This is a genomic window from Paenirhizobium daejeonense, assembly GCF_014280875.1.
Lineage (GTDB): Bacteria > Pseudomonadota > Alphaproteobacteria > Rhizobiales > Rhizobiaceae > Allorhizobium > Allorhizobium daejeonense.
On sequence record NZ_JACLAL010000005.1, the window covers coordinates 343,729 to 361,831 of the forward strand.

General features: G+C 60.0%; 19 protein-coding genes. 10 read left to right on the plus strand and 9 right to left on the minus strand.

Translation table 11 applies throughout. The features are described from left to right. Positions 1-62 precede the first annotated feature (62 nt). The gene (gyrA, locus tag H4I99_RS14235) at positions 63-2,882 is read left to right on the plus strand and encodes a DNA gyrase subunit A (RefSeq protein ID WP_163905533.1); all 2,820 of its coding nucleotides are present in this window, start codon (positions 63-65) and stop codon (positions 2,880-2,882) included. Between the two features lie 229 nt (positions 2,883-3,111). On the opposite strand, the gene H4I99_RS24710 is transcribed toward gyrA, so the two are convergent. Together H4I99_RS24710 and H4I99_RS14240 are read right to left on the minus strand one after the other, a co-directional pair. Then, entirely contained in the window at positions 3,112-3,246 is a 135-nt protein-coding gene (locus H4I99_RS24710) for a hypothetical protein (protein ID WP_280513872.1), read from the minus strand. Positions 3,247-3,304: 58 nt separating this feature from the next. Next, entirely contained in the window at positions 3,305-3,454 is a 150-nt protein-coding gene (locus tag H4I99_RS14240; RefSeq protein ID WP_164490805.1) for a hypothetical protein, read from the minus strand. A gap of 454 nt (positions 3,455-3,908) precedes the next feature. Between H4I99_RS14240 and coaD the strand changes: the two genes are divergently transcribed. From coaD to H4I99_RS14285, 9 genes are all read left to right on the plus strand, one after another. Next, positions 3,909-4,403 carry a pantetheine-phosphate adenylyltransferase gene (gene coaD / locus H4I99_RS14245; RefSeq protein WP_163905535.1) on the plus strand — a complete coding sequence of 165 codons (495 nt, stop codon included), beginning with the start codon at positions 3,909-3,911 and terminating at the stop codon, positions 4,401-4,403. Positions 4,404-4,435: 32 nt separating this feature from the next. Beyond that, positions 4,436-5,005, plus strand: a complete 570-nt coding sequence (locus H4I99_RS14250; RefSeq protein WP_163905537.1) for a peptidylprolyl isomerase — start codon at positions 4,436-4,438, stop codon at positions 5,003-5,005. A gap of 31 nt (positions 5,006-5,036) precedes the next feature. Beyond that, positions 5,037-5,546 carry a peptidylprolyl isomerase gene (locus tag H4I99_RS14255; RefSeq protein ID WP_163905540.1) on the plus strand — a complete coding sequence of 170 codons (510 nt, stop codon included), beginning with the start codon at positions 5,037-5,039 and terminating at the stop codon, positions 5,544-5,546. Positions 5,547-5,621: 75 nt separating this feature from the next. Then, positions 5,622-6,707, plus strand: coding sequence for a tRNA preQ1(34) S-adenosylmethionine ribosyltransferase-isomerase QueA (gene queA, locus H4I99_RS14260; RefSeq protein WP_163905542.1), 1,086 nt, complete (start codon positions 5,622-5,624; stop codon positions 6,705-6,707). Positions 6,708-6,711: 4 nt separating this feature from the next. After that, complete coding sequence (gene tgt, locus H4I99_RS14265) at positions 6,712-7,842, plus strand: tRNA guanosine(34) transglycosylase Tgt (RefSeq protein WP_163905544.1); 1,131 nt, start codon at positions 6,712-6,714, stop codon at positions 7,840-7,842. A 187-nt stretch (positions 7,843-8,029) separates the two neighbouring features. Beyond that, complete coding sequence (locus H4I99_RS14270; protein ID WP_163905546.1) at positions 8,030-9,202, plus strand: MFS transporter; 1,173 nt, start codon at positions 8,030-8,032, stop codon at positions 9,200-9,202. Further along, on the plus strand, positions 9,199-9,762 hold the full coding sequence (recX, locus tag H4I99_RS14275) for a recombination regulator RecX (protein WP_163905548.1): 564 nt from the start codon (positions 9,199-9,201) through the stop codon (positions 9,760-9,762). The genes H4I99_RS14270 and recX overlap by 4 nt, the downstream gene beginning before the upstream one ends. Positions 9,763-9,861: 99 nt before the next feature. Next, on the plus strand, positions 9,862-10,668 hold the full coding sequence (gene hpaI / locus H4I99_RS14280) for a 4-hydroxy-2-oxoheptanedioate aldolase (RefSeq protein WP_163905550.1): 807 nt from the start codon (positions 9,862-9,864) through the stop codon (positions 10,666-10,668). 145 nt (positions 10,669-10,813) lie between these two features. Continuing rightward, the gene (locus H4I99_RS14285; RefSeq protein WP_163905552.1) at positions 10,814-11,191 is read left to right on the plus strand and encodes a glyoxalase superfamily protein; all 378 of its coding nucleotides are present in this window, start codon (positions 10,814-10,816) and stop codon (positions 11,189-11,191) included. A gap of 226 nt (positions 11,192-11,417) precedes the next feature. Here H4I99_RS14285 and H4I99_RS14290 read toward each other — a convergent pair whose 3' ends face one another. The 7 genes from H4I99_RS14290 to H4I99_RS14320 all read right to left on the minus strand — a co-directional run bounded on the left by H4I99_RS14290 (position 11,418) and on the right by H4I99_RS14320 (position 18,097). Continuing rightward, complete coding sequence (locus H4I99_RS14290) at positions 11,418-11,738, minus strand: DMT family transporter (RefSeq protein WP_163905554.1); 321 nt, start codon at positions 11,736-11,738, stop codon at positions 11,418-11,420. Between the two features lie 80 nt (positions 11,739-11,818). Then, positions 11,819-12,631: an MBL fold metallo-hydrolase gene (locus H4I99_RS14295; RefSeq protein WP_163905556.1), complete on the minus strand. Its 813-nt coding sequence runs from the start codon at positions 12,629-12,631 to the stop codon at positions 11,819-11,821. Then, entirely contained in the window at positions 12,628-13,410 is a 783-nt protein-coding gene (locus tag H4I99_RS14300) for a TatD family hydrolase (protein ID WP_163905558.1), read from the minus strand. Before H4I99_RS14300 ends, H4I99_RS14295 begins: the two co-directional genes overlap by 4 nt. Positions 13,411-13,415: 5 nt before the next feature. Beyond that, positions 13,416-14,972 carry a methionine--tRNA ligase gene (metG, locus tag H4I99_RS14305; RefSeq protein ID WP_163905560.1) on the minus strand — a complete coding sequence of 519 codons (1,557 nt, stop codon included), beginning with the start codon at positions 14,970-14,972 and terminating at the stop codon, positions 13,416-13,418. A 139-nt stretch (positions 14,973-15,111) separates the two neighbouring features. Next, positions 15,112-16,140 (minus strand): DNA polymerase III subunit delta', encoded by a 1,029-nt coding sequence (locus H4I99_RS14310; RefSeq protein WP_163905562.1) that lies wholly within the window; start codon positions 16,138-16,140, stop codon positions 15,112-15,114. Next, entirely contained in the window at positions 16,137-16,829 is a 693-nt protein-coding gene (gene tmk, locus H4I99_RS14315) for a dTMP kinase (RefSeq protein WP_163905573.1), read from the minus strand. The genes H4I99_RS14310 and tmk overlap by 4 nt, the downstream gene beginning before the upstream one ends. A 110-nt stretch (positions 16,830-16,939) precedes the next feature. After that, positions 16,940-18,097 (minus strand): D-alanyl-D-alanine carboxypeptidase family protein, encoded by a 1,158-nt coding sequence (locus H4I99_RS14320; RefSeq protein WP_163905574.1) that lies wholly within the window; start codon positions 18,095-18,097, stop codon positions 16,940-16,942. Between the last annotated feature and the right edge of the window lie 6 nt (positions 18,098-18,103).

The following is an 18,103-nucleotide window of genomic DNA, read 5'->3' on the forward strand; positions in this document are numbered from 1 at the left end:
CGCTTTCGTGCCCTTTCGGCTATAAACTCTCCAGTGATTCCGAACAGAGATCGTGACCTGATTTGACTGAGCAAAGCACTCCCGGCGGCGGTAAGTTCCCGCAAGGCATCGAGCCGATTTCCATCATGGAAGAAATGCAGCGGTCGTATCTCGACTACGCAATGAGCGTAATCGTGAGCCGCGCGCTTCCCGATGTCCGAGACGGACTGAAGCCGGTACACCGTCGTATCCTCTTCTCGATGAGCGAGATGGGGGTCGACTGGAACAAGAAATACGTGAAGTCGGCCCGCGTTACCGGCGACGTGATGGGTAAATACCATCCGCACGGCGATGCCGCGATCTATGACGCGCTCGCGCGTATGGCGCAGGACTGGTCGCTCCGCCTGCCGCTGATCGATGGTCAGGGCAACTTCGGCTCCGTCGACGGCGACCCGCCAGCAGCCCAGCGTTACACGGAATGCCGTCTGGAGAAGGCGGCTCACGCCCTTCTAGATGACCTTGACAAGGAAACCATCGATTTCCGCGAGAACTACGACGGCACCTTGCAGGAGCCGGTCGTCGTTCCCGCCAAGTTTCCGAACCTGCTCGTCAACGGGGCAGGCGGCATCGCCGTCGGTATGGCGACGAACATTCCGCCGCACAACCTTTCTGAAGTCGTCGACGGCTGTATTGCGGTCATTGACAATCCGGCGATCGAACTGCCGGAACTTATGCAGATCATTCCGGGACCGGACTTTCCGACCGGCGCCCTGATCCTCGGCCGCTCTGGTATCAAGTCTGCCTATGAGACGGGTCGCGGTTCGGTCATCATGCGCGGCGTTGCGCGTATTGAGCCGATGCGCGGCGATCGCGAGCAGATCATTATCAGCGAAATTCCCTATCAGGTGAACAAGTCGACGATGATCGAGAAGATGGCCGAACTGGTGCGTGACAAGCGCATCGAGGGCATTTCCGACCTGCGCGACGAGTCCGACCGCGAAGGTTATCGCGTTGTGATCGAACTCAAGCGCGATGCCAATGCCGACGTCATCCTGAACCAACTCTATCGTTACACCCCGCTGCAGACTTCTTTCGGTTGCAACATGGTGGCGCTGAATGGCGGCAAGCCCGAACAGCTCTCGCTGCTCGACATGCTGCGCGCCTTCGTTGCTTTCCGTGAGGACGTCGTTAGCCGGCGAACGAAATATCTTCTGCGCAAGGCGCGTGACCGAGCCCATGTCTTGGTCGGCCTCGCGATTGCGGTTGCCAATATCGATGAAGTTATCAACCTGATCCGCCGCGCGCCGGATCCGCAGACGGCGCGTGAGCAGTTGATGGAGCGCCGCTGGCCGGCCCATGACGTGGAAGCGTTGATCCGACTGATCGACGATCCGCGTCACCGTATCAACGAGGACAATACCTACAACCTCTCGGAAGAGCAGGCGCGGGCAATCCTCGAGCTGCGTCTGGCCCGCCTGACGGCCCTCGGTCGCGACGAAATCGACGACGAACTCAATAAGATCGGCGCGGAAATCTCGGATTATCTCGATATCCTGTCTTCTCGCCTTCGCATTCAGACCATCGTCAAGGAAGAGCTCGCCGCGGTTCGCGACGAGTTCGGCACACCGCGCCGCACCCAGATCATCGATGGCGGCCTGGAGATGGACGACGAGGATCTGATCGCCCGCGAAGATATGGTCGTGACGGTTTCGCACCTCGGCTACATCAAACGCGTGCCGCTGACGACGTACCGGGCGCAGCGCCGCGGCGGCAAGGGCCGTTCCGGCATGGCGACTCGTGACGAGGATTTTGTTACCCGGCTATTCGTTGCGAACACGCACACGCCGGTTCTGTTCTTCTCGTCGCGCGGCATCGTCTACAAGGAGAAGGTCTGGCGTCTGCCGATCGGTACCCCGACGTCGCGCGGCAAGGCGCTCATCAACATGCTGCCGCTGGAGCCCGGCGAACGCATTACCACCATCATGCCGCTGCCCGAGGACGAAAGCACCTGGGACAATCTGGATGTGATGTTCTCGACCACGCGAGGTACGGTGCGCCGTAACAAGCTGTCCGACTTTGTGCAGGTCAACCGCAACGGCAAGATCGCCATGAAGCTTGAGGAGGAGGGTGATGAGATCCTCTCCGTCGAGACCTGCACGGCGCCGAACCATGATTTGGGTATCCCCGGTGACGACGTCTTGCTGACGACCGCGCTTGGTCAGGCGATCCGGTTTCCTGTCGATGAGGTGCGCGTGTTTGCGGGCCGCAATTCGATCGGTGTCCGCGGCATTTCGCTGGCCGATGGCGATCGCATCATCTCGATGACCATCGTCAACCATGTCGATGCGGAACCGTGGGAGCGTGCCGCCTATCTGAAGCGCTCGGCCGCCGAACGCCGCGCTGCCGGCGTCGATGAAGAGGATATCGCTCTCGTTGGCGAGGAAGTGGTGGAAGAAGGACAGCTGTCCGACGAACGCTACGAATATCTCAAGGAGCGCGAACAGTTCGTGCTGACCGTCTCCGTAAAGGGATATGGCAAGCGCTCGTCCTCCTATGATTTCCGCACCTCCGGCCGTGGCGGCAAGGGTATCCGCGCCACCGACACCTCGAAGACTTCGGAAATCGGCGAACAGGTCGCTGCCTTCCCGGTGGACGAAAAGGATCAGATCATGCTGGTCTCCGACGGCGGCCAGTTGATCCGCGTCCCTGTGGACGGCATCCGCATCGCAAGCCGTGCCACCAAGGGCGTCACCATCTTCTCAACCGCCAAGGACGAGAAGGTCGTTTCCGTCGAACGGATTTCGGAGCCGGAATCCGATGAGGAAGAGGATGCGACGCTCGGCGAGGAAACGGATGGCGTGACCGAGACGTCTGATGCTTCTCCGGATGGCTCCGAGGAATAAGGAACCTGGCGGATCGGCCCGAAAATCGAAATCGATTTTTGGAAGCCTCTATGGGTAGATTGAAGATGTTATGGCGCAGGCGTCCACTTCGACGCCCGGCGCCATAAAGAATAAAAGAAAAGCCCGCTGGACAATCCGGCGGGCTTTATCTTTGGAGGTCTGTTGATTTTTCTTCGCGCCGCTCGTGTGGATCCGACCGGCTTTTATCGGCAAGACAGATCTCGCCGGATCAGAACGCCCGGTGGCGTTCGATCAGGGCCTTGTAATGATCACTCTCGCGCTGAAGCGCGGAAATCGTCGAGGCGACCGAGGCAACGAACATGCCGCTGATCAAGGCAGCAAGTACTGTCAGTGTTAAAAACATGGACTTCCTCTCTTCTCCGCGGCGGTTGAACGTTTAGCGCGAATGTTTTTATTTCGGATTAATGGCCGAAGGTGTGATAGCGCGCCGTCATCGGCGGGCCGAACTGGCCCTTGCTGTTGTCAGCCATGTAGAAGGTCATGGAAGTGGCAACCATTGCCGTCATCATCAACATCCAGACCACATTGATCAGAGTTACTTTGTCGGGCATAGTCGAGATCCTTTCGAAAACGGCAGTTTTGCCGTGAAAATGCGCTGGCGGCTCTATGGTTCCGCAGCGACTGGACGCTGTTAATAAAGAGGTGCATCTGAAACACGCCTTAACGGGCCGTTCATCTGGCGTTCATCTTTCCCGCAACCGTCCAAGGGAGCTTTGCCGGTGGCCAGAAAGGCGCGGACGAGAAGGACAGCCATTTCCAGGAAGTAGGAGATGGCGATTGCGAGGATGGACAGGACAGCGAGCATGAAAAGGGGCCTCAGGTGGGCTGGTTCCGATGAACCAGTATGGCCACTATGGATCTCCCAGGCTGAAGCGCCTTTGAATGCTCCATTCAGCGGCTGTTCATCTTGTCGACGTGGTTGCGAGGCGCTGGAGTGCCTAGCCAAATCACTTGCGGCGGGCGCTCTTCCGTGACAAAAGGCGACGACTCAACCATCGGGCTGCCATGACGACCGCTTTTTATCCAGGTTCCTTCGATCCGATGACCAATGGACACCTCGACGTGCTGGTCCAGTCGCTGAACGTTGTCTCCAGGGTGATCGTGGCGATCGGCATTCATCCTGGAAAGACACCGCTGTTTAGCTACGATGAACGGGCCGAACTGATCCGCCATTCGCTGGCAGATGCACTTCCGGGACGCGCAGCCGACATCGATGTGGTTTCCTTCGACAACCTCGCGGTGGATGCGGCGCGCGCCAACGGCGCAACCCTGCTGCTGCGCGGCCTGCGTGATGGTACCGATCTCGATTATGAAATGCAGATGGCTGGCATGAACTACCAGATGGCGCCTGATCTGCAGACCATTTTCCTGCCTGCCGGAACCGCCTCGCGGCCTATTACCGCCACATTGGTTCGCCAAATCGCTGCGATGGGGGGCGACGTCAGTGCTTTCGTGCCGCCGGCAGTGCTGGCAGCACTGAAATCAAAGCTCGGCCGCTGAGGCCCTTTCTTGTTTTAGTCTTTGGAGTGACCATGAAACTCTTTCGTATTGCCGCCGCGCTCGTCGTGGCCTTCGCGACCGCCGGTTCGGTAAGTGCCGCATCCAGCGACGACTATCTGACGATCCAGCTCAAGGACGGTCCGGTCGTCATCGAACTCATGCCGGACGTGGCGCCGAAGCATGTCGCGCAGATCAAGGAACTTGCGAAAAAGGGCGAATACGACAACGTCGCCTTCCACCGTGTGATCGATGGCTTCATGGCTCAGACCGGCGACGTCCAGTACGGCGACATGAACGACGGTTACGATCCGAAGCTTGCCGGCACGGGCGGTTCCAGCCTGCCGGACCTTCCGGCCGAGTTCTCCAACGTTCCCTTCGAGCGCGGTACCATCGGCATGGCGCGCGCTCAGGATCCGAACTCGGCCAACTCGCAGTTCTTCATTATGTTCGCCGAGGGCGGCTTCCTGAACGGCCAGTACACGGTCGTCGGCAAGGTCGTGGCGGGCATGGAATATGTCGACAAGATCAAGCGCGGCCAGGGCGGAAACGGCGAAGTTTCCGATCCGGATCGCATGATCAAGGTAACCGTCGGCAGAAACTGAGGGCTGAGGCCCGCAAACAGGGAGTAAGACTATGGCCGAGATCAAGGATCCGGAAAACACCATCATCATGGAAACCACGAAGGGTCGCGTCGTGATTTCCCTTTTCCCGGACCTGGCTCCCGGCCATGTCGAGCGGATCAAGGAGCTGTCGCGCGAAGGCGCCTATGACGGCGTCGTCTTTCACCGCGTCATCGAGGACTTCATGGCCCAGACGGGCGACGTACAGTTCGGCAAGCAGGGCGGCGAAAGCTTCAACCCGGCACGCGCCGGCATGGGCGGCTCTTCCAAGCCGGACCTGAAGGCTGAATTCTCCGCTACCTCGCATGTGCGCGGCACGTGCTCCATGGCCCGGTCGCAGAACCCGAACTCCGCAAACTCGCAGTTCTTCATCTGCTTCACCGATGCACCGTGGTTGAACAAGCAGTACTCGGTCTGGGGTCAGGTTATCGAAGGCATGGAGGTCATCGACCAGATCAAGCGCGGCGAACCCGTGCGCGATCCCGACTCCATCGTTTCGATGAAGGTCGCTGCCGACGCCTGATCGTCCGGAAAAACGGAACCCGCCCCGGCGCTTTGCGCCCGGGCGGGTTTTCGCGTTTGATGAAATGATGTTGCCATGCGTGTAGACGAATTCGACTTCGACCTTCCGGAAGAAAGCATTGCGCTGAGGCCTGCGAGCCCGCGTGATCACGCGCGCCTGCTGGTCGTGCGTCCCGATGGCGTTCCCATCCTGGAAGACCGGAACGTTTATGATCTGGCCTCTTTCCTCAAGCCGGGCGACGCTCTGGTCTTCAACGATACCAAGGTCATACCGGCCCAGCTCGAAGGTGTTCGTCTGCGGGAAGGGGCGGAGCGCACTCCCGTGTCCTGCACCCTGCATATGCGCGTTGCCGCCAATCGCTGGAGGGCCTTTGCCCGTCCCGGCAAGCGTATCAAGGCCGGTGATCGCATCGAATTCGGCCATTCTGGAGAAACCTGCCTGCTCGGCACGCTCGCGGCGACCGTGGCGGAAAAAGGCGAAGCCGGCGAAATCGAACTGGCTTTCGACCTGTCGGGGCCGGACCTTGACCAGGCCATCGCCTCCGTCGGTCATATTCCGTTGCCGCCCTACATCGCCGCCAAGCGACCGGAAGACAGCCAGGACCGCAAGGACTATCAGACCATCTATGCCCGGGAAGAGGGGGCTGTTGCCGCTCCGACCGCCGGGCTTCATTTCACGCCCGCACTATTCGAAAAGCTCGATGCCGCCGGCGTCGAACGGCATTTCGTGACCCTGCATGTCGGTGCAGGCACCTTCCTGCCGGTCAAGGCGGACGATACCGCCGACCACAAAATGCATCACGAGATCGGCCATGTTGCTGCCGGGACCGCCGCCGCACTCAATGCCGTAAAGGCGAGGGGCGGGCGCATCGTCTGCGTCGGCACCACGTCGCTCCGGCTGCTGGAAAGCGCCACGACCGAGGCGGGCGAGGTGTTGGCATGGTCCGGCGCGACCGATATCTTCATCACGCCGGGTTACCGTTTCCGAGCCGTCGATGTCCTGATGACCAATTTCCACCTGCCGCGTTCGACTCTGTTCATGCTGGTGTCGGCCTTTGCTGGCCTTGAGACCATGCGGGCCGCCTACACCCACGCGATCGAAACCGGCTACCGTTTTTATTCCTACGGCGATTCAAGCCTGCTGTTCCGGAAAGACCCCTGAACCGATGCACGAGAAGTTCCAGTTCACCCTCAAGGCCACATCCGGCAAGGCTCGCCTTGGCGAGGTTTCCATGCCGCGTGGCGTGATCCGCACCCCTGCCTTCATGCCGGTCGGCACGGTGGGCACCGTCAAGGCCATGTATCTCGATCAGGTCAGGGAAGGGGGCGCCGACATCATTCTCGGCAACACCTATCATCTGATGCTGCGGCCCGGCCCGGAGCGCGTCGCTCGCCTTGGTGGCCTGCATGAACTGATCCGCTGGCCGCATCCAATCCTCACCGACAGCGGCGGCTTTCAGGTCATGTCGCTGTCGGGCCTGCGCAAGCTCGACGAAAAGGGTGTGACCTTCAAGAGCCATGTCGATGGCTCGACCCATCATATGTCGCCGGAGCGCTCGATCGAGATCCAGGGCCTGCTGGACAGCGACATCCAGATGCAGCTCGACGAATGTGTGGCGCTCCCGGCGGAGCCGAAGGAAATCGAGCGGGCGATGGAAATGTCGCTGCGCTGGGCCGAGCGCTGCCGCGTGGCCTTCGGTGAACAACCTGGCAAGGCGATGTTCGGCATCGTTCAGGGCGGCGACGTCCCGGACCTGCGTGTCCGTTCGGCCGAGGGATTGAAGCAGCTCGACCTCAAGGGCTATGCCGTCGGCGGTCTCGCGGTCGGCGAGCCGCAGGAGGTCATGCTGAAGATGCTCGACATCACACTGCCGGTGCTGCCGACGGAAAAGCCGCGTTACCTGATGGGCGTCGGTACACCCGATGACATCCTGAAATCCGTCGCGCAGGGCATCGACATGTTCGACTGCGTAATGCCGACCCGCTCCGGTCGCCATGGGCTCGCCTTCACCCGGCGCGGCAAGGTCAATATACGCAATGCCCGCCATGCCGAGGACATGCGGCCGCTGGACGAGGAATCGAACTGCCCGGCTTCCCGCGATTATTCGCGCGCCTATCTCCATCATCTCGTCCGCTCCAACGAAGCGCTCGGCGGCATGCTGCTGTCGTGGAACAATCTCTCCTACTATCAGGAGCTGATGCAGGGCATCCGCAAGTCGATCGAGGAAGGGCGCTTTGCGGATTTTATGGCGGAGACCATGGAAATGTGGGCGAAGGGCGATATCGACGCCCGCTGAAATCCGGTCGTGAAAAAGTGATTTTCGGGAGGCGGACAAAAAGCGCTTCCCGAACAACGGGTAGCAGGATTTTCACTTCATGAAACCGGGGATGTAGACGGGTTGCGGGGGCTTGCCCGCAACCACGGTTTGTGCGACGCAATGCACGCACATTCCGTGTTCGCCTCCCGTTTTTCGGTCCTCCCCCATGCCTATTCTCGCGCCGCCGGCGCTGATCTTCTTTTGTAATTCCGTCCTGTTCATTTCCCTGTTTACCCGCCTTCCAAGCATTCAGGCGTCGATGCAGGTGAACAAGGCGACGCTTGGTCTCGCGCTTCTCGGTGGAGCGCTTGGCACAGTCTTGGCGCTACCGATTGCGGGCAAGATCAACAACTGGCTCTCCCCAAGACGCACCGCCGCGCTCAGCCTGATGATCCTGAGCTTCGTCATGCCGTTACTGGCGATGGTGCCCTATGCCGGTTTTGTCGCCTGCTTCGTCTTCTTCGCCTTCATCCGCACCATGCTCGACGTGGCGCAGAACATGATTTCCACCGGCATCGAGCAGTCGAGTGGCGTCAAGGTGTTGTCGCGCAGCCATGGTTTCTGGTCGGTTGGCCTGCTTCTGGGCACGATGGCCTCGAGCTGGGCCGCAGGGCAGGGCATAACGCCGGTCGGGCATCTCGCCGCAATCGGTGTCTTTGTCTTCGTTTGTGCGCTGGTGGTTCTCAGGATCACCCCGGAGATGAGCAGCTTGACGGTGGCCAGATCGAGCGGAAACACGCCGACCTTCATCCGGCCTACACGTGGCATTCTTCTGGTCGCGCTCATGCTGTTTGGGCTGGCCATCATCGAAGGCGCGATTTACGACTGGGGCATGTTTCTGATCCGCGAGCGCATCACGACAGATCCGGCAAGGGCAGGGCTGCTCTTCGCCTTCTTCACCATCGGCATGGGCGTAACCCGCCTTTCCGGTGACTGGTTGCGCGAGATTTTCCGCCCCGCTATCCTGCTGCGCGCCTCCGCCGTCTCCGTTGCGCTGGGGCTCGGCATCATCCTCAATTTCGAGAACGAGTGGCTTGCGGCAATCGCACTGGCCTTGATCGGTTGCGGGGTTGCCTTCAATTATCCGCTGGCCGTCTCCACGATCATTTCGATGCGCAGCGTCAACTCGCCGGCGGAGAACCTTGCGGCGCTGTCCATGGTGATGCTGATCGCGACCATCGGCATTCCGCCTTTGCTCGGCAGTGTCGCCGAACTCTACGGAATCACCACCAGCTTCGTGGCGATCCTGCCTCTGACGCTGCTTGCGTTCTTCATGGCGCCGGTGTCTGAGGGGCGTGGCCTTCAAAGAGATGAGAACGTCGGACAAGAGACGCGATGAACGAAAGCGATGACACGCAGGCCGAGGCAACGGTTCCCACTTCACGCATGCTGGCATGGGTGAAGAATTCCGCTGCCTACCGTTTGTCGCGCAAGATGATGACCGAACACGAGCTCTCGACAGCGATTGCTCGCAAGGCCCGCCAGAAGTTTGAGGTCATTTCTGAAGCGCAGATCAAGGCGCTGTCGCTTGCCGCCGTGGAATTCGGCCGTCAGATGCGCGCTCTGGATGATCAGTCCTATGCCGAGGTGAGGGTACGTTCCTCCACGGCTGCGGGTAAATCACGGCGCATCATTGCGCGCAAACTCGCGGAAAAGGGCGTCGACCGCCAGATCATCGCCGACGCTCTGGAGGACACCGACGATTTTCGCGCAGCGCTCGTCTTTGCGCGCAAGCGGGCGTTCGGCCCATTTCGTCGTGTCGAACTCGATGAGAAGCGCAAGGCAAAAGAATTTTCCGCATTCGCCCGCAACGGCTTCAGCTTCGAATTCGGCACCAGGATCATGAACATGTCGTTCGAGGAGGCCGAGGAATTGCTTGCCGAGCTGCCATTGGGGTGAGGAAGCCGGGCAGGTTGCTTGCATCTGCAAATAGGAAGCTTGGTGGGAAAGGTGTAGACCGTTCCCAAGCATCGCGACAATCAGATTCGAGGATATTCCATGCCTGCGCCGAAAAACCATTTCAAACAGGCTCTCAAGGAAAAGCGGACCCAGATCGGCTTCTGGCAGGCGCTTGCCAATCCCTACACAGTGGAGATATCCGCGGGCGTCGGATACGACTGGCTGCTGATCGATGGTGAGCATGCGCCGAACGATATCCCGATGATGGTATCCCAGCTTCTGGCGATGAAGGGCTCGAAGAGCCATGCGGTGATCCGCCCGCCAATCGGAGAAACATGGATCATCAAGCAGTTGCTCGATATCGGCGCCCAGAGCCTGCTCGTGCCCATGGTACAGAGCCGGGAGCAGGCGGAGGCAATGGTGCGTGCGGTTCGTTATCCACCACACGGCGAGCGCGGTGTCGGCGCAGCCATTGCGCGGGCTTCGGATTTCAACCGTATTGAAGATTACGTGCAGACCGCCAATGACGAAATCTGCCTGCTGCTTCAGGTGGAGACCCGCGCGGGTCTTGCGGCACTTGATGAAATCGCCGCGACTGAGGGCGTTGACGGCGTCTTCATCGGTCCGGCTGATCTGGCCGCCGATATGGGCTATCTCGGTAACCCCGGCGCGCCGGAGGTGCAGGAGGAAATCGAGAAGGCCATTGCGAAGATCCAGTCTCTCGGCAAGGCGGCGGGCATCCTGATCGGCGATCTCGCATTGTCGAAGCGCTATGTCGAGCTCGGCGCGACCTTCGTTGCTATCGGCAATGACGTGACGCTCTTCGCGGAAGCCGCCGCAAAGTTGCTGGCTGATTTTCATGTTATCGAGGCCGCCAAGGGCTCGGCCGGCGCCAAGGTCTACTAGCCAGCGGCAAATTAACTTGGGATTTCAGTCGTTTGCAGCTAAAGATTCTGCGTTGGCACCGTCCATCTGATGAAAACAACGAAGCGCAGCGCGTTTTTTCCGCACCGTCGGAAATGTGTTATGGCTTCCATGATGGAGATAAGCGATGAAAGAGATCGCTGATCACGGAGTCCGTTTCGGACGAATTGCCGCTACGCTGCCGGTTACCGATATGGACAAGGCCTACGACTTTTACACCAGAGTTCTGGGCTTCACCAAGGTTTTCGAGAACGGAAATCCCGTCGGTTTCATGATCCTGAAACGCGATGCCGGAGAGCTGCATCTGACATTGCAGCGAAACCACAAGGCAACCGACTTCAACGTCGCGCACCTGATGGTGGACGATATTGATGCTCTGCATGCCCGTTGCAAGCAGAACGGCGCGCGGATCATAAAAGGCCTCAAGGACCAGGACTACGGTCTGCGCGCCTTCGTCTTCGAAGACCCGGATGGCAACCGCATTGACGTCGGGCAGGCTATCTAGCGTTCTGCACTACGCGGGATCCGGTCGGAACACGTCCGGATCCCATCAGAATCGGTTTCATGATATCATCAGAACCGCTCAGGGAATTCGTCCAGCGTGCCGCGCGGATCAAGAGGCGAGAACGCCGCGCCGCCATTTCAATCACACGAACATAGATCGCATAAGATAGATTATGGAACTTAAATCCATAAATCGAGCCAGATGCATACAGCTGCGCACCTGCAGATCAGCTGTCCGTGGACACCTTCATCAGGACCAGACCCGCAACGATCAGGACTGCCGCAAGGATGCGCATGGCGCTTGCTTGTTCGCCAAGCATGATGATTCCAACGAGAAACGCGCCGACGGCTCCGATGCCGGTCCAGATCGTATAGGCCGTACCAAGCGGTAGCGTTCGCATGGAAAACGACAGCAGCAGAATGCTGGCGCCCATCGCGACCGCCGTGATGGCCGTCGGCACTAGGCGTGTAAAGCCAGCGGATTGCTTCATGAAATAAGCCCATACGACTTCAAGGACGCCGGCTGCGACAAGAATGATCCAGGCCAAGATTGCTTCCTCCGATGAACGGAAGTTGTTTGAAATCAATGTGATCGGGTCATATTCTCAGGCGCGTTCGACATTGACGCCTAAACGTCGACTTCAAATGTCATCTGGTCGTAGGCCGGTTCCACATGCGGCGGTGTCTCGGCCAGCACGGTCTCGTAATCGAGTGGAACATGCATGTGCGTAAGGATGGCACGGCCGGGCTTCAGCCGGTCGATCCAGCCAAGTGCCTGTTCCAGCGAAAAATGGCTCGGATGATGCCGGTATTGCAGCGCGTCGATAATCAGGACCGAGAGACCGTCGAGTCTTGCGACGGTTTCGTCCGGAAACGCGCTGACATCGCAGCAATAAGCAACGTCGCCGATCCTGAGGCCAAGCGAGACGATATCGCCATGCTGTTGCAACAACGGCTGCAGCCGAATGGTGCCGCCGGCGCCGCTGATCTCGATCGGCCTGTCGAGATCCTCGATGACGACCGGTTCGACGATCGGTGGATAGTTGCTGCCTGCAGGTGTTTCGAGGCAATAGCCGAAACCCATGCGAATGCGCCGCATGGCTTCTGGTTCGGCATGGATCGGAATGCGTCTGTTGTGCGAGACGAAATATCCGCGCAGATCGTCGATCCCGTGCAAATGATCCGCATGGGCGTGGGTGTAGAAGACGGCGTCGATATGCTGGACCTGTGCGGCAATCATCTGCTCGCGGAAATCCGGTCCGGTATCGACCACCACCGTCGTCATACCACCGTCAGGACCGATCTGCTGGATCAGGAAGGACGCGCGGGTGCGCCGGTTGCGCAGGTTGTTCGGATCGCATGCGCCCCAGTCTCCATTGATGCGTGGTACGCCCGGAGACGACGAGCAGCCAAGGATGGTGAAGCGCTGCCGATAACTCATGCAAGCCTCGGCATCTTGGAGAAGATGCGGAATGCATTGTCGGTCGTGATCCGGGCCATCTCTTCGAAGCTGACGCCCATGGTTTCAGCCAGCACTTCGGCGGTATTGACCACGTATGAGGGCTCGTTACGCTTTCCGCGCCAGCGCTTCGGCGCAAGGTACGGCGCGTCGGTTTCGACCAGCAACCGGTCGAGTGGCAGGACCTTGGCGATATCGCGCAGTTCCGTCGATTTCGGGAAGGTCAGGATGCCAGAGAACGAGACGTAACCGCCAAGTTCAATGCCGGTCTTCGCCAGCGCTTCGCCGGAGGAAAAGCAATGCAGGATGAAAGGGAAGGCCCCCTTCCCTGTTTCTTCTGTCAGGATGGCCGCCATGTCGTCGTCGGCGCTGCGGCTGTGGATCACCAGCGGCAGCCCGGTTTCGCGCGCAGCCGCGATGTGGCGCAGAAGCCCGGTCTTCTGATCCTCGGGCTTCTGGGTGTCGTAAAAATAATCGAGACCCGCTTCACCGATCGCCACGACCTTCGGATGGGCGGCCAGCCGCACCAGATCCTCGGTGGTGATATCCAGTTCCTCGTCCGCATTGTTCGGATGGGTTCCGACCGAGCAGAACACGGTCGGAAAACGCTCGGTCAACGCCAGCAGCGCGTCGAGTTTTCTGACACGGGTCGAGATCGTTACCATCTGCGATACGCCGGCTGCGTGCGCCCGCGCGACCAGTTCGTCGCGCTCGGCTTCGAAGTCGGCAAAGTCGAGGTGGCAATGAGTATCGATCAGCATGGCGGTCAGGCCTTCACGTCCGTTTCGGGCGCCACATAGCGCGGGAAGACCGGCGTCGGGGTCTCGAGCAAGGTTCCGGGCGTCAGCCGGCCAGCCTCGCCGAGGAAGGCGAAGCTGCGCTTGTCTTCCGGTACCGCGACGAGATCCAGCAGCTTGGCCGAGGACGCCGGCATGATCGGCTGGAACAGGATGGAGATCTGGCGCACGACTTCGGCCGTGACGTAGAGCACGGTCGCCATGCGGGCCGTATCGGTCTTGCGCAGAACCCAGGGCTCCTGAGCGGCGAAATAGCGGTCGGCCTCGTTCACCGTGCCGATGATGGTCGCAACGATCTTGTGGATCGCCAGACGGCTCATCTCTTCTCGGCAGGTGGCGATCATCGCATCGGCGGTCGCCAGCATGGCCTTGTCGGCATCCGTCAGTTCGCCCGGTTCCGGGATTTTCGCATCGCAGTTCTTGACGATCATCGACAGTGAACGGCTGGCAAGATTGCCGATGCCGTTGGCAAGGTCCGCATTGATGCGGGTCGCGATCGCTTCCTCGCTATAGCTGCCATCCTGCCCGAAGGAGACCTCGCGCAGCAGGAAGTAACGCACCTGGTCGAGGCCGAAATGGTTCACCAGATTTGCCGGATCGACCACATTGCCGAGAGACTTCGACATCTTCTCGCCCTTGTTGAGCAGGAAGCCATGGGCAAAGACCTTCTTCGGCAGCGGCAGGCCGGCGGACATCAGGAAGGCCGGCCAGTAGACGGCGTGGAAGCGGATGATGTCCTTGCCGATGACATGAACGTCGGCCGGCCAGTATTTCGCCCGAGGGCCGTTCTGGTCGGTCAGGTAGCCGGTCGCCGTGATGTAGTTGGTCAGGGCATCGACCCAGACATACATGACGTGCTTCGGATCATCCGGCACCTTGATACCCCAGTCGAACGTCGTGCGCGAGATCGAAAGGTCCTTGAGGCCCGACTTCACGAAGGAAGCGACCTCGTTCTTGCGCTCGACCGGACCGATGAAATCGGGCTGGTCTTCATAGAGCTTCAGCAGCTTATCCTCATAGGCGGAAAGCTTGAAGAAGTAGCTCTCCTCTTCTACCCATTCGACCGGCGTGCCCTGTGGTCCGTAGCGAACGCCGTCGGCGCGCAGCTGGGTTTCGTCCTCGGCATAGTAAGCCTCGTCGCGCACGGAGTACCAGCCGGCATAGCTGTCCTTGTAGATGTCGCCATTGGCGGCCATCCGCTTCCAGATCTCCTGCGATGCCTCGTGGTGGCGGGACTCGGTCGTGCGGATGAAGTCGTCGTTGGACGCGTTCAGCATCTTTCCCATCGCCCGGAATTCATTGGAATTCCGCTCGGCCAGTTCTTCAGTAGAGATACCTTCTGCCCGCGCCGTCTGCTGCATCTTCTGGCCATGTTCGTCCGTTCCGGTCAGGAAGAAGACGTCCTTCCCGTCGAGCCGCTGGAACCGCGCCATGGCGTCGGTCGCAATCAGTTCGTAGGCGTGGCCGATATGCGGCTTGCCGTTCGGATAGGCGATAGCGGTGGTGATGTAGAACTTTTCGGTCATGGCTGATCTTGTTGTCCGCGTCGATTGCGCTTTTATGAAATCATGCCGCTCTTAGAGCATTCTTGCGCCTTTAGAAACAGCAAGTTTTGTGAACGGCAGACGTGGCGCAGGCGCATAAGTCCCGGTGTACTGCCGCCATTCAGGCCTGCGATATGGCCGTCAGGGCTTCGAGAATGGTTTGTTTGCGATCCAGATTGTAGGCGCCGGCCGTCGCAAACTGTTCGTTGATCGAGGTCGAAAGGCGCGCATAGCGCTCCGCCCGGCCAAGATCGCCGCCGAGCGCCAGCCGCCGGGCAGTTTCCACCAGATATTCGCTCAGGTGTTCCGAGAAGAAGCCAAAGGCGACCTCGCGGTCCTTGCCGCTCAGTGCGTCTGCAAGCTGGTACATCGTCTTGCGCGCCGTCGGGCCTTCTGTGGTCAGAACCTTTTCGAAGGCCTCTATGATGTCGGCCCCGCCGTAATTGACGATCTTGAGCGCCTGCGCAACGCTTCCCTTGGCAAGGGATAGGACCGCTCCGGCCTGCGCTTCGCCGATCGAAAGACCGAGCTGCCCGAGCGCCTGCCGCATCGCATTCTCCGGAAGAGCGTCAAGTTTCAGTGGAAGGCAGCGGGAACGGATCGTCGGCAGCAGGCGGCCCGGCGCGTGCGAAAGCACCAGGAACATCGCCCGCTTCGGCGGTTCCTCCAGGATCTTGAGAATGGCGTTCGCCGCGTTGCGGTTGAGATCGTCGGCGGGGTCTATGATGACGATGCGCCAGTTGCCGGTGCCTGATGTCTGCGAGAAGAAGTGGCCTGCCCTCCGGACTTCGTCCACCGTGATCGCGCTCTTGGCGCGTCCCGTCTTCTCGTCTACCGGCCGCGTCAGATGCAGGAGGTTGTGGCTTGCCCCGCCTGCGATCTGCCGGCTGATCGATGACTGCGGATCAGGATCGGCGATCCGCTCCGGCGCGTTCAATGGATCGGGATTGGAGAGAACGTGATTGGCGAAGCGGAAGGCGAGCGTCGCCTTGCCGATCCCTTCCGGGCCTTCGATCAGTATTGCATGATGCCCCTTGCCCGACCTGTATGTTCCGGCGAGAAAGCTCTCCGCCTCCTCGTGGCCGAAGAGCTTCGTGTTCAGGGCCGGCGCGATTGCCCCTTCCAGCACCCCATAGCGTTCTTCGCTCATTGTGCACCGACCTGCTCTGTGACGGCCCGCGCCTTCAAGGTCAGAAGTGGTTCGATCAGCCCGAGAACATATTCGCCGATCTCGGCGACGGGGCGTTGGGCATCGACAACGCGGCAGCGTTCGGGCTGGGCGGCGGCGATATCGAGAAAGGCCTGACGCCGCTTTTCATGGGTCTCGACCTCTTCTTTCTCGAAGCGGTCCGGTTCGGCGGCATTGCCGAGATGCGGCTGCAATCGGCCGCGCGCACGTTCGAGGCCAACGGATGCCGGCAGATCGAAGATCAGCGTCAGGTCCGGCACGATGCCATCGACGGCGACGCGTTCCAGCGCGTCGATGAAGTCCGGCTGGAGATTACCTGTGACACCCTGGTAGACGCGCGAGGAATCCATGAAGCGGTCGCAGAGCACGACGAAGCCTTTGGAGAGCGCCGGTCGAATGACCGTCTCGACATGGTCGTTGCGGGCGGCTGCGAAAAGCAGGGCTTCCATGCGCACGCCATAGGATTCGGCCGCACCGGACAGCAGCACATGGCGCAATGCTTCCGCGCCGGCCGATCCGCCGGGCTCGCGCGTGGTGATCACATCGAGACCGCGGCGTCTAAGCGCGTCTGCGAGCCGGCGGATCTGGGTGGACTTGCCTGCCCCCTCTCCGCCCTCGAAACTCACGAACAATCCCTTACCGCTCGACACTATCTGCTCCGACCTTTGCGAATAAAAGCTAATATAGGTGGTCCATGCGTCAATAGCGTAATCGCCATCTTAGTTAAACTATAAACCGTTCTGGAAAATTTTCTGTCCGGTCAAAGCCAGAAGAACAGAAGTTCGAATATCGCGTCGAAGGCTTTCTGACGCAATGTGCCCTCACCCACTGGTTCTGCACTCTTTAGCGCCAGTTCACGCAACGGCCGTTCGCCCGAATAGATCGTCAGGTTGCCGACATCCGCGCCTTTGGCCACCGGTGCCTTGAGCGGCCAGTGATAGACGATCTTCGCCTGCAGCCGTTCGGGGTTGTTGATCGGCACGTAGACATCAACAGGAAGCGGTGTCACCAGCGCCACCTTGCCCTTGTCTCCGCCATAGACGCTTGCCTCGCCGACCGTTTCCCCGGCCTTGAACAGGCTGCGCATCTCGAAGGTCGTGAAGCCCCAGTCGAGCAACCGATTGGCTTCCTCCGTTCGCTCCTTGTCGCTGGCGACGCCGTTCATCGCCAGGAAAAGCCGCCTGCCCTGCCGTTCCGCAGATGTCACGATGGAATAGCCGGACCCCTCGGCAAAGCCGGTCGCGAGGCCGTCTGCGCCGGATGCCAACATCGGGTTGCGGTTGCGCTGGAGGATCTTGTTCCACTCGAATTCAGGCTGCGAAAGCAACCGGTAGAAATCCGGATAGGTCGCCTGCAGATGGCGCGCCAGCCGCACCATGTCGGTTAGCGTTGTTTTGTTATCCGGATGAGGCAGACCGGTGGAATTGGCGAAATGGCTGCCCGTCAGACCGAGAGCCTTCGCCCGCTCATTCATGCGTTCGGTAAACTTCGCTTCGCTACCCGTCATGCCTTCGGCAAGAATGATGCAACCGTCATTGGCCATCTGCACGGCGATGCCCTTCACGAGATCCTCGACGCGGATGTCCGATTTCAGCGCGGCAAACATCGTCGAGGTGCGCGAAGGTGCGCCGCCAGTGCGCCACGCATATTCCGAAACACGATAGACTGTATCGAGGCTGATTTCGCCGCGCTTCAGCGCATCGAACACCACTTCGAGTGTCATCATCTTGGCAAGCGACGCGGGAGGGAAAGGCGTCTCCTCTCCCTTGGAAAGCAGGATTGTGCCGGTCGATGCCTCGATCAGCAGAACCTGAGCCGCCTTCGTCTCGAAAGTCGGGCTAGGCGCTTTCTGCGCCATGGCGCCTATCGGGAAGAGAAAGCCCAAGATGAGGACGGCAAGGGCAAGGCTCTGTCGCATGGTCCT